Annotated in this window: 20 protein-coding genes; 14 read left to right on the top strand and 6 right to left on the bottom strand. The window is 54.3% G+C overall.

Annotated features, from left to right (window positions below):
- The first annotated feature begins 106 nt into the window (after nt 1–106).
- From ACIGG6_RS03585 to ACIGG6_RS03575, 3 genes are all read left to right on the top strand, one after another.
- Nucleotides 107–343 carry a hypothetical protein gene (locus ACIGG6_RS03585; protein ID WP_399842308.1) on the top strand — a complete coding sequence of 79 codons (237 nt, stop codon included), beginning with the start codon at nt 107–109 and terminating at the stop codon, nt 341–343.
- A gap of 3 nt (nt 344–346) precedes the next feature.
- Nucleotides 347–814 (top strand): hypothetical protein, encoded by a 468-nt coding sequence (locus tag ACIGG6_RS03580; protein WP_399842305.1) that lies wholly within the window; start codon nt 347–349, stop codon nt 812–814.
- Nucleotides 815–961: 147 nt separating this feature from the next.
- The gene (locus tag ACIGG6_RS03575; RefSeq protein ID WP_399842303.1) at nt 962–2,488 is read left to right on the top strand and encodes an alpha/beta fold hydrolase; all 1,527 of its coding nucleotides are present in this window, start codon (nt 962–964) and stop codon (nt 2,486–2,488) included.
- A gap of 52 nt (nt 2,489–2,540) precedes the next feature.
- Here the strand turns inward: ACIGG6_RS03575 and ACIGG6_RS03570 are convergent, their stop codons facing one another.
- The gene (locus ACIGG6_RS03570; RefSeq protein WP_399842300.1) at nt 2,541–3,110 is read right to left on the bottom strand and encodes a hypothetical protein; all 570 of its coding nucleotides are present in this window, start codon (nt 3,108–3,110) and stop codon (nt 2,541–2,543) included.
- A 1,146-nt stretch (nt 3,111–4,256) separates the two neighbouring features.
- On the opposite strand from ACIGG6_RS03570, the gene ACIGG6_RS03565 reads away from it, so the two are divergent.
- The 5 genes from ACIGG6_RS03565 to ACIGG6_RS03545 are packed head-to-tail and all read left to right on the top strand — an operon-like array spanning nt 4,257 to nt 9,055.
- The gene (locus tag ACIGG6_RS03565; protein WP_399842299.1) at nt 4,257–5,441 is read left to right on the top strand and encodes a phage tail sheath protein; all 1,185 of its coding nucleotides are present in this window, start codon (nt 4,257–4,259) and stop codon (nt 5,439–5,441) included.
- Between the two features lie 21 nt (nt 5,442–5,462).
- Entirely contained in the window at nt 5,463–5,975 is a 513-nt protein-coding gene (locus tag ACIGG6_RS03560; protein ID WP_044627860.1) for a phage major tail tube protein, read from the top strand.
- Between the two features lie 44 nt (nt 5,976–6,019).
- Nucleotides 6,020–6,328: a phage tail assembly protein gene (locus ACIGG6_RS03555; RefSeq protein WP_139525405.1), complete on the top strand. Its 309-nt coding sequence runs from the start codon at nt 6,020–6,022 to the stop codon at nt 6,326–6,328.
- Nucleotides 6,329–6,354: 26 nt separating this feature from the next.
- Nucleotides 6,355–6,492, top strand: a complete 138-nt coding sequence (locus ACIGG6_RS03550) for a GpE family phage tail protein (protein WP_082051383.1) — start codon at nt 6,355–6,357, stop codon at nt 6,490–6,492.
- On the top strand, nt 6,482–9,055 hold the full coding sequence (locus tag ACIGG6_RS03545) for a phage tail tape measure protein (protein WP_399842295.1): 2,574 nt from the start codon (nt 6,482–6,484) through the stop codon (nt 9,053–9,055). The genes ACIGG6_RS03550 and ACIGG6_RS03545 overlap by 11 nt, the downstream gene beginning before the upstream one ends.
- On the opposite strand, the gene ACIGG6_RS03540 is transcribed toward ACIGG6_RS03545, so the two are convergent.
- Nucleotides 8,937–9,527, bottom strand: coding sequence for a hypothetical protein (locus ACIGG6_RS03540; RefSeq protein WP_399842293.1), 591 nt, complete (start codon nt 9,525–9,527; stop codon nt 8,937–8,939). The genes ACIGG6_RS03545 and ACIGG6_RS03540 overlap by 119 nt on opposite strands.
- Here ACIGG6_RS03540 and ACIGG6_RS03535 point away from each other — a divergent pair.
- The 3 genes from ACIGG6_RS03535 (at nt 9,526) to ACIGG6_RS03525 (ending at nt 11,877) form a co-directional block, all read left to right on the top strand.
- Nucleotides 9,526–9,969, top strand: coding sequence for a phage tail protein (locus ACIGG6_RS03535; RefSeq protein ID WP_399842292.1), 444 nt, complete (start codon nt 9,526–9,528; stop codon nt 9,967–9,969). The two genes, ACIGG6_RS03540 and ACIGG6_RS03535, sit on opposite strands and share 2 nt — an antisense overlap.
- Nucleotides 9,966–10,976, top strand: a complete 1,011-nt coding sequence (locus tag ACIGG6_RS03530) for a phage late control D family protein (protein ID WP_399842289.1) — start codon at nt 9,966–9,968, stop codon at nt 10,974–10,976. The genes ACIGG6_RS03535 and ACIGG6_RS03530 overlap by 4 nt, the downstream gene beginning before the upstream one ends.
- 118 nt (nt 10,977–11,094) lie before the next feature.
- Complete coding sequence (locus ACIGG6_RS03525; protein ID WP_399842286.1) at nt 11,095–11,877, top strand: hypothetical protein; 783 nt, start codon at nt 11,095–11,097, stop codon at nt 11,875–11,877.
- A 150-nt stretch (nt 11,878–12,027) separates the two neighbouring features.
- Here ACIGG6_RS03525 and ACIGG6_RS03520 read toward each other — a convergent pair whose 3' ends face one another.
- Entirely contained in the window at nt 12,028–12,378 is a 351-nt protein-coding gene (locus ACIGG6_RS03520; protein WP_399842283.1) for a hypothetical protein, read from the bottom strand.
- Nucleotides 12,379–12,620: 242 nt separating this feature from the next.
- Between ACIGG6_RS03520 and ACIGG6_RS03515 the strand changes: the two genes are divergently transcribed.
- From ACIGG6_RS03515 to ACIGG6_RS03505, 3 genes are read left to right on the top strand one after another with little or no spacing between them, the layout of a single operon-like run.
- Nucleotides 12,621–13,577 carry a DNA cytosine methyltransferase gene (locus ACIGG6_RS03515; protein ID WP_399842281.1) on the top strand — a complete coding sequence of 319 codons (957 nt, stop codon included), beginning with the start codon at nt 12,621–12,623 and terminating at the stop codon, nt 13,575–13,577.
- Nucleotides 13,577–14,440: an NgoMIV family type II restriction endonuclease gene (locus ACIGG6_RS03510; protein ID WP_399842279.1), complete on the top strand. Its 864-nt coding sequence runs from the start codon at nt 13,577–13,579 to the stop codon at nt 14,438–14,440. Before ACIGG6_RS03515 ends, ACIGG6_RS03510 begins: the two co-directional genes overlap by 1 nt.
- Nucleotides 14,441–14,463: 23 nt before the next feature.
- Nucleotides 14,464–14,646 carry a DUF4113 domain-containing protein gene (locus ACIGG6_RS03505; protein WP_399842276.1) on the top strand — a complete coding sequence of 61 codons (183 nt, stop codon included), beginning with the start codon at nt 14,464–14,466 and terminating at the stop codon, nt 14,644–14,646.
- A 50-nt stretch (nt 14,647–14,696) separates the two neighbouring features.
- On the opposite strand, the gene ACIGG6_RS03500 is transcribed toward ACIGG6_RS03505, so the two are convergent.
- The 3 genes from ACIGG6_RS03500 to ACIGG6_RS03490 form a co-directional block, all read right to left on the bottom strand.
- Nucleotides 14,697–15,995, bottom strand: a complete 1,299-nt coding sequence (locus tag ACIGG6_RS03500; RefSeq protein WP_399842274.1) for a hypothetical protein — start codon at nt 15,993–15,995, stop codon at nt 14,697–14,699.
- Between the two features lie 30 nt (nt 15,996–16,025).
- The gene (locus ACIGG6_RS03495; RefSeq protein WP_399842272.1) at nt 16,026–16,655 is read right to left on the bottom strand and encodes a DUF4145 domain-containing protein; all 630 of its coding nucleotides are present in this window, start codon (nt 16,653–16,655) and stop codon (nt 16,026–16,028) included.
- Nucleotides 16,656–16,788: 133 nt separating this feature from the next.
- Entirely contained in the window at nt 16,789–17,262 is a 474-nt protein-coding gene (locus tag ACIGG6_RS03490; RefSeq protein ID WP_399842269.1) for a hypothetical protein, read from the bottom strand.
- Nucleotides 17,263–17,318: the final 56 nt, after the last annotated feature.

Genomic DNA, 17,318 nt, shown 5'->3' with positions numbered 1-17,318 from the left:
TGGAGCAGATCAGCTAGCCGCTGGAGATGGCTCAGGATCGGGTACCGCGTTCGGGCATGCGAGCGGAAAAATCTCAGGACTTAATGTTCTAGGAACGTCTGCGTCTATGCCCGAAGTTTCTGAGCAATTTAAAAGCCGTTTTGTATACGACTGCTTTATTGGTGGTCCTGGTGGTCCTGGTGCTGGAGGTATGCCTGGCGGAGTTGGGGGAGGAGGGTCTGGTATTGCTACTAACCAAAACAATAATTTTGGCGGCATTGGTGGTGGCGGTGCCGGTGGAAACTCTGTCAACGGCACACCGGGTGGGCGCGGTGGCAACGGTTTAGTAATCGTGGAGTGGTAACTAATGAGTAATTACGCACGCATCAAAAACAATGTCGCGGTGGACGTCAGCACCGACCCGGCCAGCCAGTTTCACCCTACTATTGCAGCTGAGTTTGAGGAGGTGCCGGACGAAGTCCAACGCGGCTGGCGACGCGCCGAAGATGGCACTTGGTCGGCCTCACCCGAGCCAACGCCTACAGAGCCAGCAGAACCAGAACCCGAGCGCCCCCGCGTTGGCCCAGTCGAATTCAAGCTGCTGTTCACCAGCCCCGAGCGGCTCAAACTCAAGGAGCTGCGGGCCAGCGACCCAGCTCTCGCTGACTTCTTCGAAATCATTGAAGATCCGCGCCTGCAGTACATTGATCTATCACTTGGTTCCACAGCCGTCGGTGTGGATCACTGCCTGTCACTGCTCATTAATGCGGAGATTCTCACCGAAAGCGAAGCGGATACGCGGCGAGAGCAGATCCTTTCGGGCACGTTGCTGTAACCCCTTAACCAACAGCCCGCCACTCGGCGGGCTACTTGCTTGAAAATCCCCAACACTGTTACTTAGCGTTTACTCAACTATAGTGGGGCTACGGCAAAGCATTTGCCGTCCTTCTCGCCAACACAATGAAAGCAATGGAGAGATGTCATGCCACCCAACAAGCATAAAGCGCTGAGTAGCCTATGCCTAATGGCTGCATTAGGTGCTGGAATGGCTCACGCCCAAGACCAAGATGAAGGCACACTCCCCCGGCTAGAAAGCACAGCCTGTGCAACGCAAGCGCTAAAAGACCTCAATGCCAGTTGCTACACGTTCTACGGGCAAGAAAACTGGGATGACCCAAACGGCAATACGGTTGAGCTACCCATAGGTGTCATCGACCCAGAGACTGAAACGGACGCCGACGCGGAAAGTGATCCCGTGGTCTTTTTCCCCGGCGGCCCAGGCTACTCCATCCTCGGTAATGCTGATTACATCGAGCAACTGCGAAAAGATATTGGCAACCGCTCGTTAGTGGTGTTTGATCCTCGCGGCTTTAAGCATGCCACCCCATCATTGGAGTGCCCTGGCTACGCAGCCGTCTCCCCGTACCACAATATCATTCACACACCGGCGCTAACGTCTTCGCTTGATCCCATGGAGCGGATGAAACACATCACGAACGCAGTATCCGACTGCTACCAAAAGCTTGAAGATGAGGGCGTTGAGATTGCCCAATATACGGAAAGCGCCACCTCACGCGATGTCGAAGAGATTCGTAACCTGCTTGATTACGATAGCGTGAATATTTTCGGCTCCTCTACTGGGAGCGGCACAGCACTCTCTTATGTTCGCTATTACCCCGACAGTGTGAAAGCCGCCATACTTGGTTGGCCCTGGTACGCCAGCCTGCGCAATAGAGCACCGTTAGATGAGTTCTATTCATTAAAACGTCGATTCACCGACGTTTTGGCCATGTGCGTTGAAGACAGCGAAGCTTGCCGAGAACAGATCCCTTCATGGTTCCTGGCCGTGGATAGAGCGCGCCGTGCACTGGACGACAAGCCCTATATTGCCCAGGTGGAATCAAACGGCGAGCAGAAAACGCTCTACTTTGATGGTGCCGCTTTTCTCGACACGCTCTACCTGATGCTACCGGCATATTATGACGAACTGCCTCGCATTGTTTCCCAAGTGCCTGAGGGGGACTACTCATCACTTCATGACTTCTTCATGATTGATGATTACAGCCCAGTTACCGAATCACCCAACTATGCCATGGGCGCGTTCCTGGCTCAGGCCTGTAACGATATGGGGACAAACCGTCCAACGCCAGAAGACTCGATGGCTGCGGTACAGCGTGAACCCGCCATTATTGGTTTTGAGCCTATCTGGCTCTGCGCCTGGTGGGGCGGAGACGGCGACGTGCCACCCGAGCATAACGACACTGTATCGGGAGAGACGCCTGCCCTGGCGATCCATGGTCAGATGGACCCTTGCTGCGGCACTCGCTGGAGCGATGAGCTAGCCGACACCATGCCCAACCTCCAGGCTATCGAGATGCAGGCCTTGGGGCATAGCCCTGTCAATGAGTGTCGATCCACCGTGATTAACGAATTTCTTGGCGACCCACTCGCGCAAGTAGACACCAGCTGCAAAAACGAAGTATCGCTAGCCGAATGGCAGCTGGAGTAATCCACTAGTTTGTTCATGAACTGATAGATTCAAGCCCGCCAACCTTGGCGGGCTATTGATGATGCCGTTTGCAAAGAGACACATAACCAAAAAGCGTATCAGCAAGGCTGGTAAGCCTGAATCCATAAATCGTAGACTCTGCCCACGGCCCAGTATCTGGCGGCAGCACCAACCCTGTTCTGAGCAGCCCATATAGAATGCCAGTGGCCTCTGCACGCTGTAGAAACAGCCTATCCTCTACATCTTGAAGAAGTCCCTGAAATCCCTCTCTGCTTGATAAGTCATTGGGTTGATGCTCACGCAACAGAAGCAGCAAGTTCAGCTCAATTTTTGTAAGGCTGGATACTGCTGAAAGCGCCATCTGTACCAAATCAGGCTGCTGATCAGCGTCTCCAGAGCTTATGCCACCAACCATTACGTTCGAGATAAAATCGACCACCTCTTTTTCTGAACATGCTTCAAACGCTCTTCCCACACGCATGTAGAGCGCGAAACGCTGATCGCTGTTGCTGAGTTCCTCGGGCGTCATCCCGTGGTCTTCTGCTTTTTGGAGCAGCAGCTCGAATTTCCAAGCCATGTAGCCCTGGTAGGCTAACGCTACGCCCTTAGGTATCAATTCCATTTCATCGATTCCATCCGCATAAGCTTCGTGACTAATTTAACCCAATAGCCTGTGAAACAGCATTGCGCGAAATCAGCCGTGCAACAGGCGGAGACGATCGAAGCGGCAGAGGCAGCGGCCAAGGGGGCGATTGAGCAGTTGAATCGGTACCGGCCGCCGGAGGGCTGACCAATCCCCCCTAAACGAAGAAGCCCGCCAATTGGCGGGCTTCATTCTGTATTTCTAACCTCACGAACGCAGTTTCAAAAGTGAAAAATGCCGTGACGGTGGTTGAAAAGGGTGGAGTAAGACCACAAGCGAAAATTGAGGAATCTAGCCCCACCGAAGAGAAACGCCAAGCTGTTATCAGTTGCGTTGAAGGCCCCCTCTAATAACTCCATGCTCATTCAGAGAGCCAGTCAACGCAACAGAACTCACTCTTATTAAACCTGGACTTACCGGTTTCTTGAATGCGTATTTGAGCGCGGTGTAAGCCCTTTACATCGCCTAAAACCGCTACCAAATCAGGGAGGCGGTTTTTTTGAGTCGGGATAAAGCGCTGGGCATGTGCTGTACATAACCTGTGGATGAAAAAATACCATATATGCCTGAATTGATTTTCTCTTGGTCTATATATAGTATGCGTGATGAAATTTTGGATGAGCTAAAAATCTGCCACCAACTTTTCTACAGGCAAGAAAAAGCCCTGGCAAAGACCAGGGCATAAATACGTTACTTTTAAATCACGGGCCTAGCATGCCCATGAACTCCAAAGGAGTAAAGTATGCGCATTCTACACGCCATAATGGCGACGTTCAATCGTTTTTTATCGATGGAGTTATCGTGCTCTATCAGATGGCATTTATCCAAAACACCTATGTGTGTGAGGGACAAATGCCTATGAAAACGATCACCCTCATCTTTGACTTCATAGAAATATCGATCAGGTTTTTAGAACTAGCCTATGCCATATGGCTGAACTGGCCTTTGATCATGTAACACCACAAGCCCGCCTCGGCGGGCTTTTTTGTGCCCGCTCCCGCCCCACCATGTAAACCGCCCCACTCACACCCACCACCGCTACCACCCTTCCCCCAGCCCCCGCACGATACCTGCGTGAATTCACCCTTTTCGTTACCCGAACAGTGAACCTGCGCAGGAGCCACCATGGCACTCGATCAATACCACCACGGCGTGCGCGTTGCGGAAGTCAACGACGGCACGCGCACCATCCGCACCGTCTCCACCGCCGTGATTGGCGTGGTTTGCACCGCGCCGGATGCGGACGCCACCACCTTTCCCCTCAATCAGCCCGCGCTGGTGACCAATGTGGACACCGCCATTGGCAAAGCGGGCACCCAAGGCACGCTAAAAGACACCCTCACCGCCATTGGTCAGCAGGCCAAGCCCATCATCGTCGTCGTGCGGGTAGAAGAAGGCATAGACGACGAAACCACCACCGCCAACGTGATTGGCACAACTACCGAGCTAGGCCAGCGCACCGGGTTACAAGCGCTGCTCACCGCCAAGCAAAAGCTGGGTGTCACACCGCGCATTATTGGTGTGCCTTACCTGGATACCCAACCGGTGGCCACCGCGATGGTCTCGGTGCTGCAGCAGCTGCGTGCCTTTGGCTACGTGTACGCCCACGGCTGCGAGACCACCAGCGATGTCATCGCTTACCGCGATGAGTTCGGTGCCCGCGAGCTGATGGTGCTCTGGCCCCAGTGGCAAGCGTTCGATACCGACGACGCGCAAATTTTGGATATCAGCCCCGTGGCCATCGCCCTGGGCCTGCGCGCCAAACTCGACCAAACCGTGGGCTGGCACAAAACCCTGAGTAACGTGGCGGTGAACGGCGTCACCGGCATCAGCAAAGACGTGTTCTGGGATCTGCAAAGCCCCAACACCGATGCCGGGCTGCTCAACGCCGCCGATGTCACCACGCTGGTGAACCAGAACGGCTACCGCTTCTGGGGCTCACGCACCTGCGCTGGGCCGGAAAGCCTCTTCCCGTTTGAGAACTACACCCGCACCGCCCAGATCCTCGCCGACACCGTGGCCGAAGCGCACCTGTGGGCGGTGGATCTACCCCTGCACGCCTCATTAGCGCGAGACATCATCGAAGGCCTAAACGCCAAGTTCCGCGAGCTGAAAACCCTGGGGCTGATTGTCGATGGCAGCGCCTGGCTGAACGAGGAGCTCAACACCCAGACCTCGCTCAAGGGCGGCAAGCTGCGCATCGACTACGACTACACGCCGGTACCGCCGCTGGAAGACCTCGGTTTCCAGCAGCGCATCACCGACTCCTACCTGGCCGACTTCGCCGAGCGCGTCGCGGCCACCGCCTGATTGGATTAGCGAGAGACCCCCATGGCACTCCCGAAAAAGCTCAAAGACCTCAACCTGTTCAGCAACGGCGAAAGCTGGCAGGGCATCGTCCAGTCGATCACCTTGCCCACCCTCACCCGCAAAATCGAAGAGTGGCGCGGCGGCGGCATGGATGGCGCAGTGGGTATCGATATGGGCCAAGACGGCCTGCTCACCGTGCAGTGGACAGTAGGCGGGCTAGTGGAAAGCCTGTTCGACAACTTCGGCACCGCCCGCATCGATGCCGACATGCTCCGCATGACCGGCAGCTACGAGCGCGACGACATCGACGACGCCTCCTCGGTCGAGGTGGTCATGCGCGGCCGCCACACCGAGATCGATATGGGCGATGCCCAAACCGGCGAGAACACCGAGCACCAGGTCACCAGCACGCTCAGCTACTACAAGCTCACCATCGACGGCACCGAGAAAATCGAGATCGACCTGGTGAACGGCGTGTTCAAGGTCAACGGCGTTGATCGCCTCGCAGGCCGCCGCCAGCGCCTGGGTATTTAACCCGCTCCTCCTACTTCCCTTAACCCAACACCAGGAACACTCTCATGACCAAAGCTGCCGTCACCCAAGCCATCGCTGCCACCATCACCCTGGATACCCCACTCACCCGGGGCGAGACCGAAATCACCGAGCTACGCCTGCGCAAACCCACCTCCGGCGAGCTACGCGGCGTTTCGCTGGCCGATGTGCTGCAGATGCAAACCGACGCTCTGATCACCCTGATCCCGCGCCTCTCCAACCCCTCGCTCACCGCCACTGAGGTGCGCCAAATGGACCCGGCGGATCTCGTCCAGTGTGGTGGTGAAATCGCCGGTTTTTTGCTGACGAAGCGGGCCAAGGGCGAGAGCGAATAAATCTCCCCAACCAGGTAGAAGACGCGATGGCGGATCTCGCCATCGTCTTCCACTGGACCCCTCAAGACTGCGCCGCCTTCACCCTGCGCGAACTCATGGCCTGGCGAGAAAGAGCGCGCAAACGCAGCACCACCACAGACACCAGGAGCCAGCGTGGCCGGTAACAACCTCAAGCTGCAGGTCATTTTAAACGCCGTGGATAGGGCCACCCGCCCGCTGCGGGCCATCGACCGTGCCAGCCAGGCCGCGTCTCAGGCCATGCGTGAAAACCGCGACCGCTTAAAGCAGCTGCAGGCCACGCAGAAGAACGTCAGCTCCTTTCGTACCCTCACCCGACAATCCACGGAAACCGCCACCGCCCTGCGGGAACAGCAAGAGCGCATTCGCCGCCTCTCGCAGCAAATGCACACCCACCAGGGCGACACCGCCGCCCTGCGCGCCGAACGTCAAAAGGCCATTACCCAAGCGCGCAGGCTCAGCCAGCGGGTAGATGAAGAACGCCAGCAGCTCCAGCGGCTGCGCAGTACCCTGAACGAAAACGGCGTCAGCACCGCCCACCTCTCCCGCGATCAACGCCGGCTAGCCAGCGAGATCCAGCAGGCCAATACCGCCGTGGAAGAACAGCGGCAGCGGCTCAAACGGCTGGCCGAACAGCAGCGCAACGCCGCCCAAGCGCGTAGCCGTTACGACCGCGCCATGAGCCTGCGCAGCAGCATGGCCGGTACCGGCGCGGGCATGGTGGCCAGCGGCGGTGCCGCGCTGTACGCCGGGGCACGGCTGCTGGCCCCCGGTGTTGAATACGGGGAATCAATGTCGCGGGTGCAGGCGCTCACCCGCCTGGAAGGAGACGACGAACGGCTGGCAGCGCTTCGCCAGCAAGCGCGGGAGCTAGGGGCCACTACCGCCTTTAGCGCCGGGCAATCCGCCGATGCCCAAGGCTACCTGGCCATGGCCGGTTTCGACCCCGCCGCCATTCAAGCGGCCATGCCGGATATGCTCAACCTGGCACTGGCCAACCAAACGGATCTCGCCCGCACGGCGGATATCTCCTCCAACATCCTCTCCGGCTTCGGGTTAGACCCCGCCGAGATGGGCCGCGTGGGCGATGTGCTCACCGCCACCACCACCCGGGCCAACGTCGATTTAGAGATGCTCGGCGAGTCGATGAAGTACGTTGCCCCGCAAGCGCGGGCGATGAATATGTCGCTGGAACAGTCCGCCGCCATGGCCGGGCTGCTGGGCAACGTGGGTATTCAAGGCAGCCAGGCAGGCACCACGCTGCGCGCCATGGTCACCCGCTTGGCCGCGCCCACCGGAGCCGCCGCCGGGGCGCTGGCCGACCTCGGCGTGAACGCCAAAGACGCCGAAGGCAACCTGCGCGACATCCCCCGCATTCTCACCGACGTAGCGAGAGCCACCGAAGCGATGGGCAACGCCGACCGCGCCGCCTACTTAAAAGACATCTTCGGCGAAGAACCCGGCGCAGGCATGGCAGAACTAATCGCCCAGCAGGGCAGCGAAGGCATCGAAGCGTTTGTCGAGATCCTCTCCAACGCCGCTGGCGAAAACGCCCGGGTGGCCAAAACCATGGCCGACAACATCGGCGGCGACCTGAAATCGCTCAAATCGGCCTGGGATGAAGTGGGTATCTCGATCACCGAGACCAACAACGGCGCGCTGCGCGGCCTGATTCAGAACGTTACCGCCATCACTCGCGGCATCGGCCGCTGGATCAATGAAAACCCCAAGCTGGCAGGCACCCTCGCCAAAGCCGCCGCCCTAGTGGCGGTACTGGTGGCAGCGGGTGGCGCGCTTACGCTAATGCTCGCCTCCATCCTCGGCCCCTTCGCCATGGTGCGCTTTGGCATGGCGATGCTTGGCCCGCAGGCGCTGATGGTGGGTAAAGCGCTCACCTGGTTAGGCGGGGTGATCCGCGCCGTGGGTATGCTGGCCATCGCCAACCCCATTGGCGCAGCCGTGGCCGCCATCGCCGCCGCCGCGTATCTCATCTACCGCTTTTGGGAACCCATCAAAGCCTTCTTCCAAGGGCTATGGCAGCAGGTGAAAACCGCGTTCGGTGATGGGCTAGGGGCAGTCGCGCAGCTGCTGATGAACTGGTCGCCGTTGGGGCTGTTGTACCGAGGCATTACCACCGCCCTTTCCGCGCTGGGTGTCGAGATCCCTGAACGGTTCAGCTCACTGGGCAGCGCCATGGTGGAAGGCCTGATCAGTGGCCTTACGGGCAAACTCAGCGCGCTACGCGACCGCGTGACCGGCATGGCCGGCAACGTGCGTGGCTGGTTCGCCGATGTGCTGGATATCAACAGCCCCTCCCGGGTATTTACGCAGCTGGGGAGCTATACGGTGGATGGCCTGAATAAAGGGCTAGATGCCCAGCGGGACGAACCCGCCAGGCGCATTCAAGAAATCGCACGCCGCGTCACCCGTGCAGGTGCAGGGCTGGCACTAGGCGCCGCTACCCTGCCCGCTGCCGCTATGCCAAGCATCGAGCAGCAATCGCCTATTCAGTTTGATAACAGGCCACCGCTGAGCAACCAGGCATCGGTTCAGCACGTCGATAATTCAAGCAATCACTACCACATCACGATTAACGCCGCACACGGAAGCGACGCACAAGAGATCGCAAATATCGTGGGCCGGGAGCTGGATCGGAGGAAACAGGAGAAGGCTGCGATGCGTCGTTCTTCGCTGAGAGATCTAGATTGATATTAAGATTAATAACTACATCGTCAGTTTTAGGCTCCCCTTTTACAGCAAGAGAGGGTCTTTCCATTTCTTTACTGTGTGCGAGCATGGCAAGTACTGAAAAAATTATGAACCCAGCTCCACACACAATAATTATTGCTAACAAGGAAATTTCTAAATTATATGTCTCTGGATTATTTTCCATATCCGTCATAGCAGCAGTAATAGCTTGAGCAATGGCAAAAGCAAACCCAAACATAAACGCAAAATTTCTATAATAAATTAGCGATTTCGCTTTATAAGTGATTCCGGCAGCAATGCCGGCGAATATAAGAAAACCCGAAGGATCCACATCCTTTATAAAATTGAAAGAGCTAACGATTTTCTCTCGCTCATTTCCAAGGGCTAACCAGCCCCAGTAGGCAAGTACCGCTAAAATATTATAAGTAATGAAAGTTATTATCTGAAAACATCTGGAATGGTAAATATTCATGCTAATGGCCTTAGGTATGTTCGTCTTTGAAACCCGCTCAGTGCCTTATCAACAACTGAAGCGCATCACTGAATGGCGTCACGCGAGCCAATCTCGCGTAGGGGAACGCCCCGCGTATCAGTACATCGGCCAAGGCACTGATACCATTAATCTTTCTGGCACTTTACTGCCCACCTTCACAGGCGGCCGCTTCAGTCTTGATGAGATCCGCGAGATGGCCGACCAGGGCAACGCCTGGCCGCTGGTTGAAGGTACCGGCCGCCAGTACGGCTTATGGGTGGTCACCCGGGTAGAAGAGACCAGCACCCACTTTTTCCGCGACGGCGCGGCGGAGAAAATCGAGTTCGTCCTGACGCTGGAACACGTCGATGATGAGCGCACCGATCTGATCGGCCGCCTGGCACTGCCCGCCGTGGCGCGTTTGGCCGGAGGCTACGTATGAACGCTTACCCTAAACCCAGCTACCGCATCACGCTGGATGGCACCGATATCACCCCACGCATCAATGGCCGCCTAATCAGCCTCTCGCTACGCGAGCAGCGCGGGCTGGAAGCCGACCAGCTGGATATCACCCTGGCGGATCACGATGGCCAGCTCGCCATTCCCCCACGCGGGGCCGAGCTGCAGGTGGCATTTGGCTGGCAGGAGGAAGGGCTGGTGGATAAGGGCCGCTTTACGGTGGATGAAGTGCAGCACACCGGCACGCCGGACCAACTCACCATTCGCGCTCGCTCGGCGGATATGCGCGGCCAACTGCCCGGCAAACGCACCCAAGGCTGGCACGATGTCACGCTGGGCGAGATCGTCACCACCATTGCAGGCCGCAATAGCCTGGAGCCAGTGGTGGCCGCCGCGCTCAACGGCATCCGCATTGGCCATATCGACCAAACTGACGAATCCGACCTGAATTTTCTCACCCGCCTAGGCGAACGGTACGATGCCATTGCCGCCATCAAAGCCGGGCGCATGCTGTTCACCGTGGCCGGCCAGGGGCTTACCGCCAGCGGCCGCGCCATGCCCGCCATCACCCTGACCCGCCGCGACGGCGACCAGCACCGCTACAGCGTCACCGACCGCGACGCCTACAGCGGTGTGAAAGCCTACTGGAACGACACACGAGGCGCAGAGCGCCAAACCGTACTGGCAGGCACAGAAGAGAACGCCAAACAGCTACGCCCCACCTACGCCACGGAAGACGACGCCCTGGCCGCCGCCCGCGCCGAATGGCAGCGCATCCAACGCGGCCTGGCAGAGTTCGAGCTTACGCTGGCACTAGGCCGCGCCGACCTGCTGCCCGAAACCCCGCTCACGCTCGCGGGCTTCAAGCCTCAGATCGACGTCACTGCCTGGCTAGTGAGCGAGGTCACACACTCGCTGAATGATGGGGGGTTTGGGACGGTGGTGCGGTGTGAAGTTAAGGCGAAAAGTCAATCTTACTTTGATGAGTAATTTTTAGATTTTCACCAGTCTTTTTTCTGATAGACATATTGCTTTGGCTTTTAACCCTTCAACGATACTTAGCTTGACTCATACTTTTTCGACGGTATCCATAAAAGGGATGAATACAATGCTGAACAATAAGCGAGTAAGCAGAAGATCTTTTGTAACGGGTGCAGGGCTTGGTACCGGTGCCCTTCTTTATTATCCTCTCAATGCGCTAGGCCAGGAAAGGGGCGTTTACCTAAGTATCGAAGACTACAATACCATCAACGCGATCAAGGCCTCAGCAAAGCAAGAATTCTCGTTACTGTGCTTAAGTTCATCCGTTGATGACCAAATTGGCCGCAGTGAAGAAGTACTAACCAGTTTACAAAATCGAATGGACAGCCTGATCGCTGATATTGAGGTGATAGACGCCGTTGAAGGTGAAGACTGGACACGTACCAACTTCACCCCCGCGCCCTTCGATGAGAGCATTCCTTTACGTGACGCAGGCGACATTAGTTGGATCTTGCCCCTATCATCCCCTCACCCTTGCCTGGAAGCAGTGCTGCGAGTACTGGCCGATGTGTTCAACATTGAGCCAAGGCATATCGACGACTTTAAACGATTTTTAGATGAGCAAAACCAATTGGTATACGTAGAAGGCTTGGCCGAGTCGATTGAGCAAAACGATAACAGTCGGCTTAGAAACTACGTAGAGCTACTGATCAACGACTTCACGATCAGCGAAGCCATCAAACAGGCCGTAGAGATCGCTCATTCCCCTATCGCGCGTGCAATAAGGCAGTGGCTGATGAAGCGAACCATTCCCTTTATAGGACTGTGCTTGGCCATCATGGACGTGGGAATCAGCCTGATTCAGCATCGAGATGAAATTTTCAATTGTATTGCCTCCGTGAACAATTAACCCCCAGCCATTCCATGGCCGGGGGTATTGGTGCCGCATCCTTCTGGCGAGGCGGAGTCCGTCCCGCGTGCTTCCAAGCGACTAATTTATCGTCTCAAAAAAACACGCGGGCCGCTGTAAGACATCGCTGATTCGTGTGTAAGCCATCTCCTACAACGCCCAGCACCGCGCCTGCCTCACCACCACCCCTCGAAACTGCTTAGCAGTGATAAAGCACCCTTCCCCACCCGTAGGCGGCAACAGGCGGCAACGGCTGCCGACGCGCTGGGTTTTGAATAGCCGGTACTCGCCCTCTACCTCCGCCACCACCAGATCCGCGTGGCCATACGAGCGCGCTTCGTCCACCACCAGCACGTCACCTTCCATCCATGGCCCACCGGGGTACGCCTCTTCGCTGATCTCCACCAGAAAACAGGTCGGCGGAAATTTTCGCCGGTCCATCTCCGCTACCGCCGGGTGCTCCACACCCACCACGGCAGGCCCCAAGTAGCTCACTCGCATGCTGTTGCCCTGTGCTTGCTCCACATTTAGCGACGGTTCTTAAAATTTGACGGTCGCTTACCAAGAATCTAATACTGTATATATAACCATATTTTTGCAATACGCTCTTAAGACTGGCTAACCACTCAGGCTCATCAGCGGTAGGCCTGAATGTCGCCACCAACGTGATACACTGTTGATCAAAATCGAGTAGCGCATGGCTGTCGCCAGCGCTGCTCGATCGTTTTATTAGTGAGGATATTATGGGTCGTTTCACTTCCCTTGAAATGTGTGCAGGCGCGGGTGGGCAAGCGCTGGGCATAGAACTGGCTGGATTTGGCCATGAAGCACTCGTGGAAATCGAGCCACCCGCCTGTGCCACGCTGCGGCTGAACCGCCCGCAATGGAACGTCAAGGAAGAAGACTTGCGGCTTTTCAATGGGCTTCCCTACTTCGGCGTCGATTTGGTCGCCGGCGGCGTTCCCTGCCCCCCTTTCTCTAAGGCCGGCCAGCAGCTAGGTGAAGCAGACGAGAGAGATCTTTTCCCCGAAGCAATCCGCCTAGTGGATGAGTGCCGTCCTAAAGCCGTCATGCTTGAAAATGTGCGTGGGCTTATGGATGCACGCTTTGATGACTACCGCCAAAAAGTAGAACATCAGCTCAACGCACTCGGTTACGAAACCGGTTGGCGGCTTCTGAATGCATCGGATTTTGGCGTTTCTCAATTACGCCCCAGGGTCGTCTGTGTGGGCATCCGCAAAGAGCTGTCAGAGCACTTCTCGTGGCCCGAACCATTGAAAGTCGCGCCACCCACTGTTGGCGAGCTATTGCTCGACCTGATGAAAGAAGGTGGATGGGAAGGTGCCGAAGAGTGGGCTAAACAAGCAAATACGATTGCCCCCACTTTGGTAGGCGGCTCTAAGAAGCACGGCGGTCCTGATTTGGGCCCCACACGGGCGAAAAAAGCATGGGCTGCTTTGGGTGTGAATGGTCACGTCCTGGCGAACGAGCCTCCAGAGAAAGGCTTTGTGGGTATGCCGAAGCTCACCCCCAAGATGACGGCCAGAATTCAAGGTTTCCCCGATGACTGGGAAATTTTCGGCAAGAAAACGGCTGCGTATCGTCAAATTGGTAACGCTTTCCCTCCCCCCGTGGCGGCAGCCGTCGCCTCACAAATCTTTCACGCACTATCGGCTAAACGTGTTTATAAGGTGGCGTAATGGGAACAGTGGCAGAATTTGCACAGCTACGGAAAGCCTTTCATGCCGAATTGCTGAAAGCGACGCTGACCACTAACGAGAAAGGCGTGGTCAGCAACGCCGATAGCAGTAACCGAACCAGCAAAGCTATCGCTAAAGGCATCGCCGACCTATTAAAAGCGGAAACCATTGGCGAGCGCATTGCAGGACAAACATCGGGTAACCAGTTTGAAACTATCTGCGCTCACTTTGTCGAAGCAGCTTTCCTTAAGCTTCAACACCTTCGGCCAGGCACGTGGGATATTCATCAAGTCGGTGGCCGCAACCGCCTTGAAATTGCACGCTACGAGCAATACGCCCACTTGGTAGCGTTGGATAAAGCCGCAAAGGCAGATAGCGAGCTTGCCGCGGCGCTAGGCAGTGATTACACCATCACGCCGGATATCGTCGTAGTGCGTGAAGCCGAAGCCGACGAGACCATTAACCGCCATAGCCACCTGGTTGATGATGAGGTCACCACGTTATCCAGCCTTCGCAAGCAAAACGGCGGGCTACCACTGTTACATGCGAGCATTTCCTGTAAGTGGACGATCCGCAGCGATAGAGCCCAAAATGCCCGTTCGGAAGCGCTTAACCTGATACGCAATCGTAAAGGCAGACTGCCACACGTGGTGGTCGTCACCGCAGAACCCACCCCAAGCCGACTCGCTTCCATCGCCCTGGGTACAGGAGATATCGACTGCGTTTATCACTTTGCGCTATATGAGCTGCAAGAGACATTAGCGACGCTGGGCATGGACGATGCGGCGGATCTGCTAGCCGTGATGGTGGATGGTAAACGGTTAAAAGATATCAGTGACTTGCCCCTCGACTTAGCAATCTGATATTAGCTCAATCCAGCGTATCCATGATGGCCACCATGGACGCCCTGAACGAGAAGATGGGAAAAGGCACGGTACGCCTGGGCCTACCGGAAAAGAACGCCCCCTGGCACCTACGCTGCGCGAACCGCAGCCCGCGCTATACGACGCATTGGGATGAGTTGATGCGGGCGTATACGGATGAGGGGGCTGCGAGGAGGGCTAATTAAAAAAAGAGACTTTTATGGCAATAACTTCATATTCATCTTAGGCTAACGAATCACACTTCACCATCAGGTTTACTGTTACTGCTACTCGCGCTATCTGCATCACCCTTTCTATTTAAAGAAAGCTTACTCAATAGTTTTTCAGTAAACACCTCCATCGGCAAGTGCTTTTCTTTTCTAACGCCGTCGAAAACCTCGCTAGAATCTTGGCTGATTGATATTAAGTTTATAGCCATTAATTTTTCAAGCTCGGCAGTATTATCATTCATCCTAGAGATTTCGCCTTTATAGCCTTCATACGATTCAGCTAAAGTTTGTTTTTGAGCATAAAATTCTTCAAGACGACTTGCATGCGAAGATTTTTTTGAAGCAAAGAGCCCTAACCATACAAAAAACATCAAAAAAGGCATCCTAATAATAAGCGCCTCAAAATTATAAGCGGCCTCTTCTTCACTAGGTAGTATTTGCCCCAACATGTTATATGTCATTAAAATACCAATACCTATTGAAACAACAAAAACAAAGTCATATACCCATCTTTGATTAACAGCTTCTTTTTTTCTATCCTTGAAGGTTTTTGCCAGAGATACAGTTATGGAGCTGCTAAGTGCTCTATCAGCTCGACTCTTAACTTCATCAGATTTCTGTATAATCGAGCTTGCCTTCTCAGTCAAAGAAGCAGATTTATTCAACTCAACATCTTGCCTTTTGGAAAGATCTTCGATTTTAGCCGTCAACTGATTCATTTCTTTTAGGCCGTTACTTAACTGCTCTGAAAGCTCCTCTGACTTTTCTAAAGCTAACGCCAACTCTTTCTCTTGGTCCAGAAACTCTTGAGTTGATGTTGAGTATTCTTCAGCTTTACTCTCTAAATCATCAACCTCACCTTCAACATCATCTACTTTATCTTTTAAATCTATATACTTTTCCTCTAGCTTGTTATATGACTCAAAAAGATTATCGACAAAACCTTTATCTCCAGCTAAGAACTCACTACCTCTAATAATCACAGAGTATTTTTGTCGAATATTATTTCCAACCCTCTCTTCCCATGTGCCAGCGCCAAAAACAACATCGATATCCAAAAAGCTAGCTTTAAAAGATACTTCAATAGTTCTTCCAGACTCAACAAAAGAACCTGATAGATGAAGTGTTCTTTCATCTACGCTTTCATCAACCTGCTCTAACTCTCCACTTTTCTCAAGACCAGTAGATGAAAAGCCATTTATCTGAAAACCTCCTTCACTTTTTAATTTAAAAAAAAAGGAGCACTGACTTTTAACAGGATATTGCTGACCTACAAGAGTCGGCTTTAACTCGCAAAAAAAACTATCCAGCTGATTAACAAACATCTTGTTCCCTTTTTTATATTTTAAATGACTTTATTTTCTATCACGCTGTTCAACACCCTTTAACTTGCCTTCAGGCAAGCTCTCGTATATCGAATCAATTTTTTTTAAACGAGCAATCCTATCTTCAACAATAAAATTCAAAAGTTCAAACATAGAGCCAACGCTTTTATCAATATCATCGTCTTGAAGCTCACCTGGGTGCACAGACTCATTGCCAATTATGCGAATAGCATCAAGCGCTCTTTGGACACCTTGCGGCAAGCCATCTTGGACGAGCTCACCAATGGCCTTATCAATCTTTCTACTTTTCCCAAGGTGTATGCATAGACGTTGCAAAGCTAATCTTATAAGTGCAGCAGCAGCTCTAGTGGAGTATGGAAGAACATCCCGTGCTTCTAAATAATCAGCTTTAACGTCATCAGGCATATCCGGGTGTGGCATAGGGGCAGATGTTACCAAGGGAAACATTATCTTCCCGGCGACTTCTGGTATCGCACTTCCAAACCAAAAAGAGGCTTTATTGCAATGTTTACAAGTTGCCATTTCGACAATAGTAAAATAAGGGCTTTCTGCCCAACATTTCCAATCCATTTGTGCATAGGCATCGCAATAAGGGCATGTGAATGCTTGCCCTTCATAAGTGGGCGGATAATAACTCATCAAACAACTCTCCCATTTCGAATCTCAAACTGCCCCAGAATCTTCACATCGTGCGGTTTGATCACTTCTGGCTGGTAGCGCTTGTTAACGCTAATCAAACACTGCGAGCCTCCGGCAATGCGCGTTAGACTGATCACTCAGGCATCTCACCAGTTTCCAGCAGCTTCAAAAAATCAGCTTCATCCAACACCGGAACACCTTTCGCCTGAGCATTCCGCAGCTTGGTCGGCCCCGCTGTAGGTCCACCACAAACAAAAGAAAGGCCCATGGTGACCGTCTTACAAACACGCATGCCTGACTCCGCTGCAGCAGCTTCTAGCTCTGCCCGGCGCGCTTTTGCAAACCCAGTAAAGAGAATTTCCAGTGAGTCCGACCGCGTTTTGCTGGCCGCAATCGCACGATCGACAAGGTGCTGAGGCATGGAGATGGGCTTGAGACTATCGCCACCTTCATGAACCACCTGAATACGGTCCCGCCTGAACGTTTTCCGGCGGTTATCGCTAGAACAGATGCCTGTTAACAGCCAACCATCATCACTCCATTGGCTGACTTCACGCGTGCTAACGTTCCCTTTCGCATCTTCATAATCAAAGGCTAGAACGCTCATCCCTACCTCCCTGTTTTATCTTTCAGCAGTCTCAAAGCTGCCTTTATGTCTTTATG

It is taken from the genome of Vreelandella lionensis, from assembly GCF_044543515.1.
Taxonomy (GTDB): Bacteria; Pseudomonadota; Gammaproteobacteria; order Pseudomonadales; family Halomonadaceae; genus Vreelandella; species Vreelandella lionensis.
This window is presented reverse-complemented; position numbering and strand designations above follow the sequence as displayed.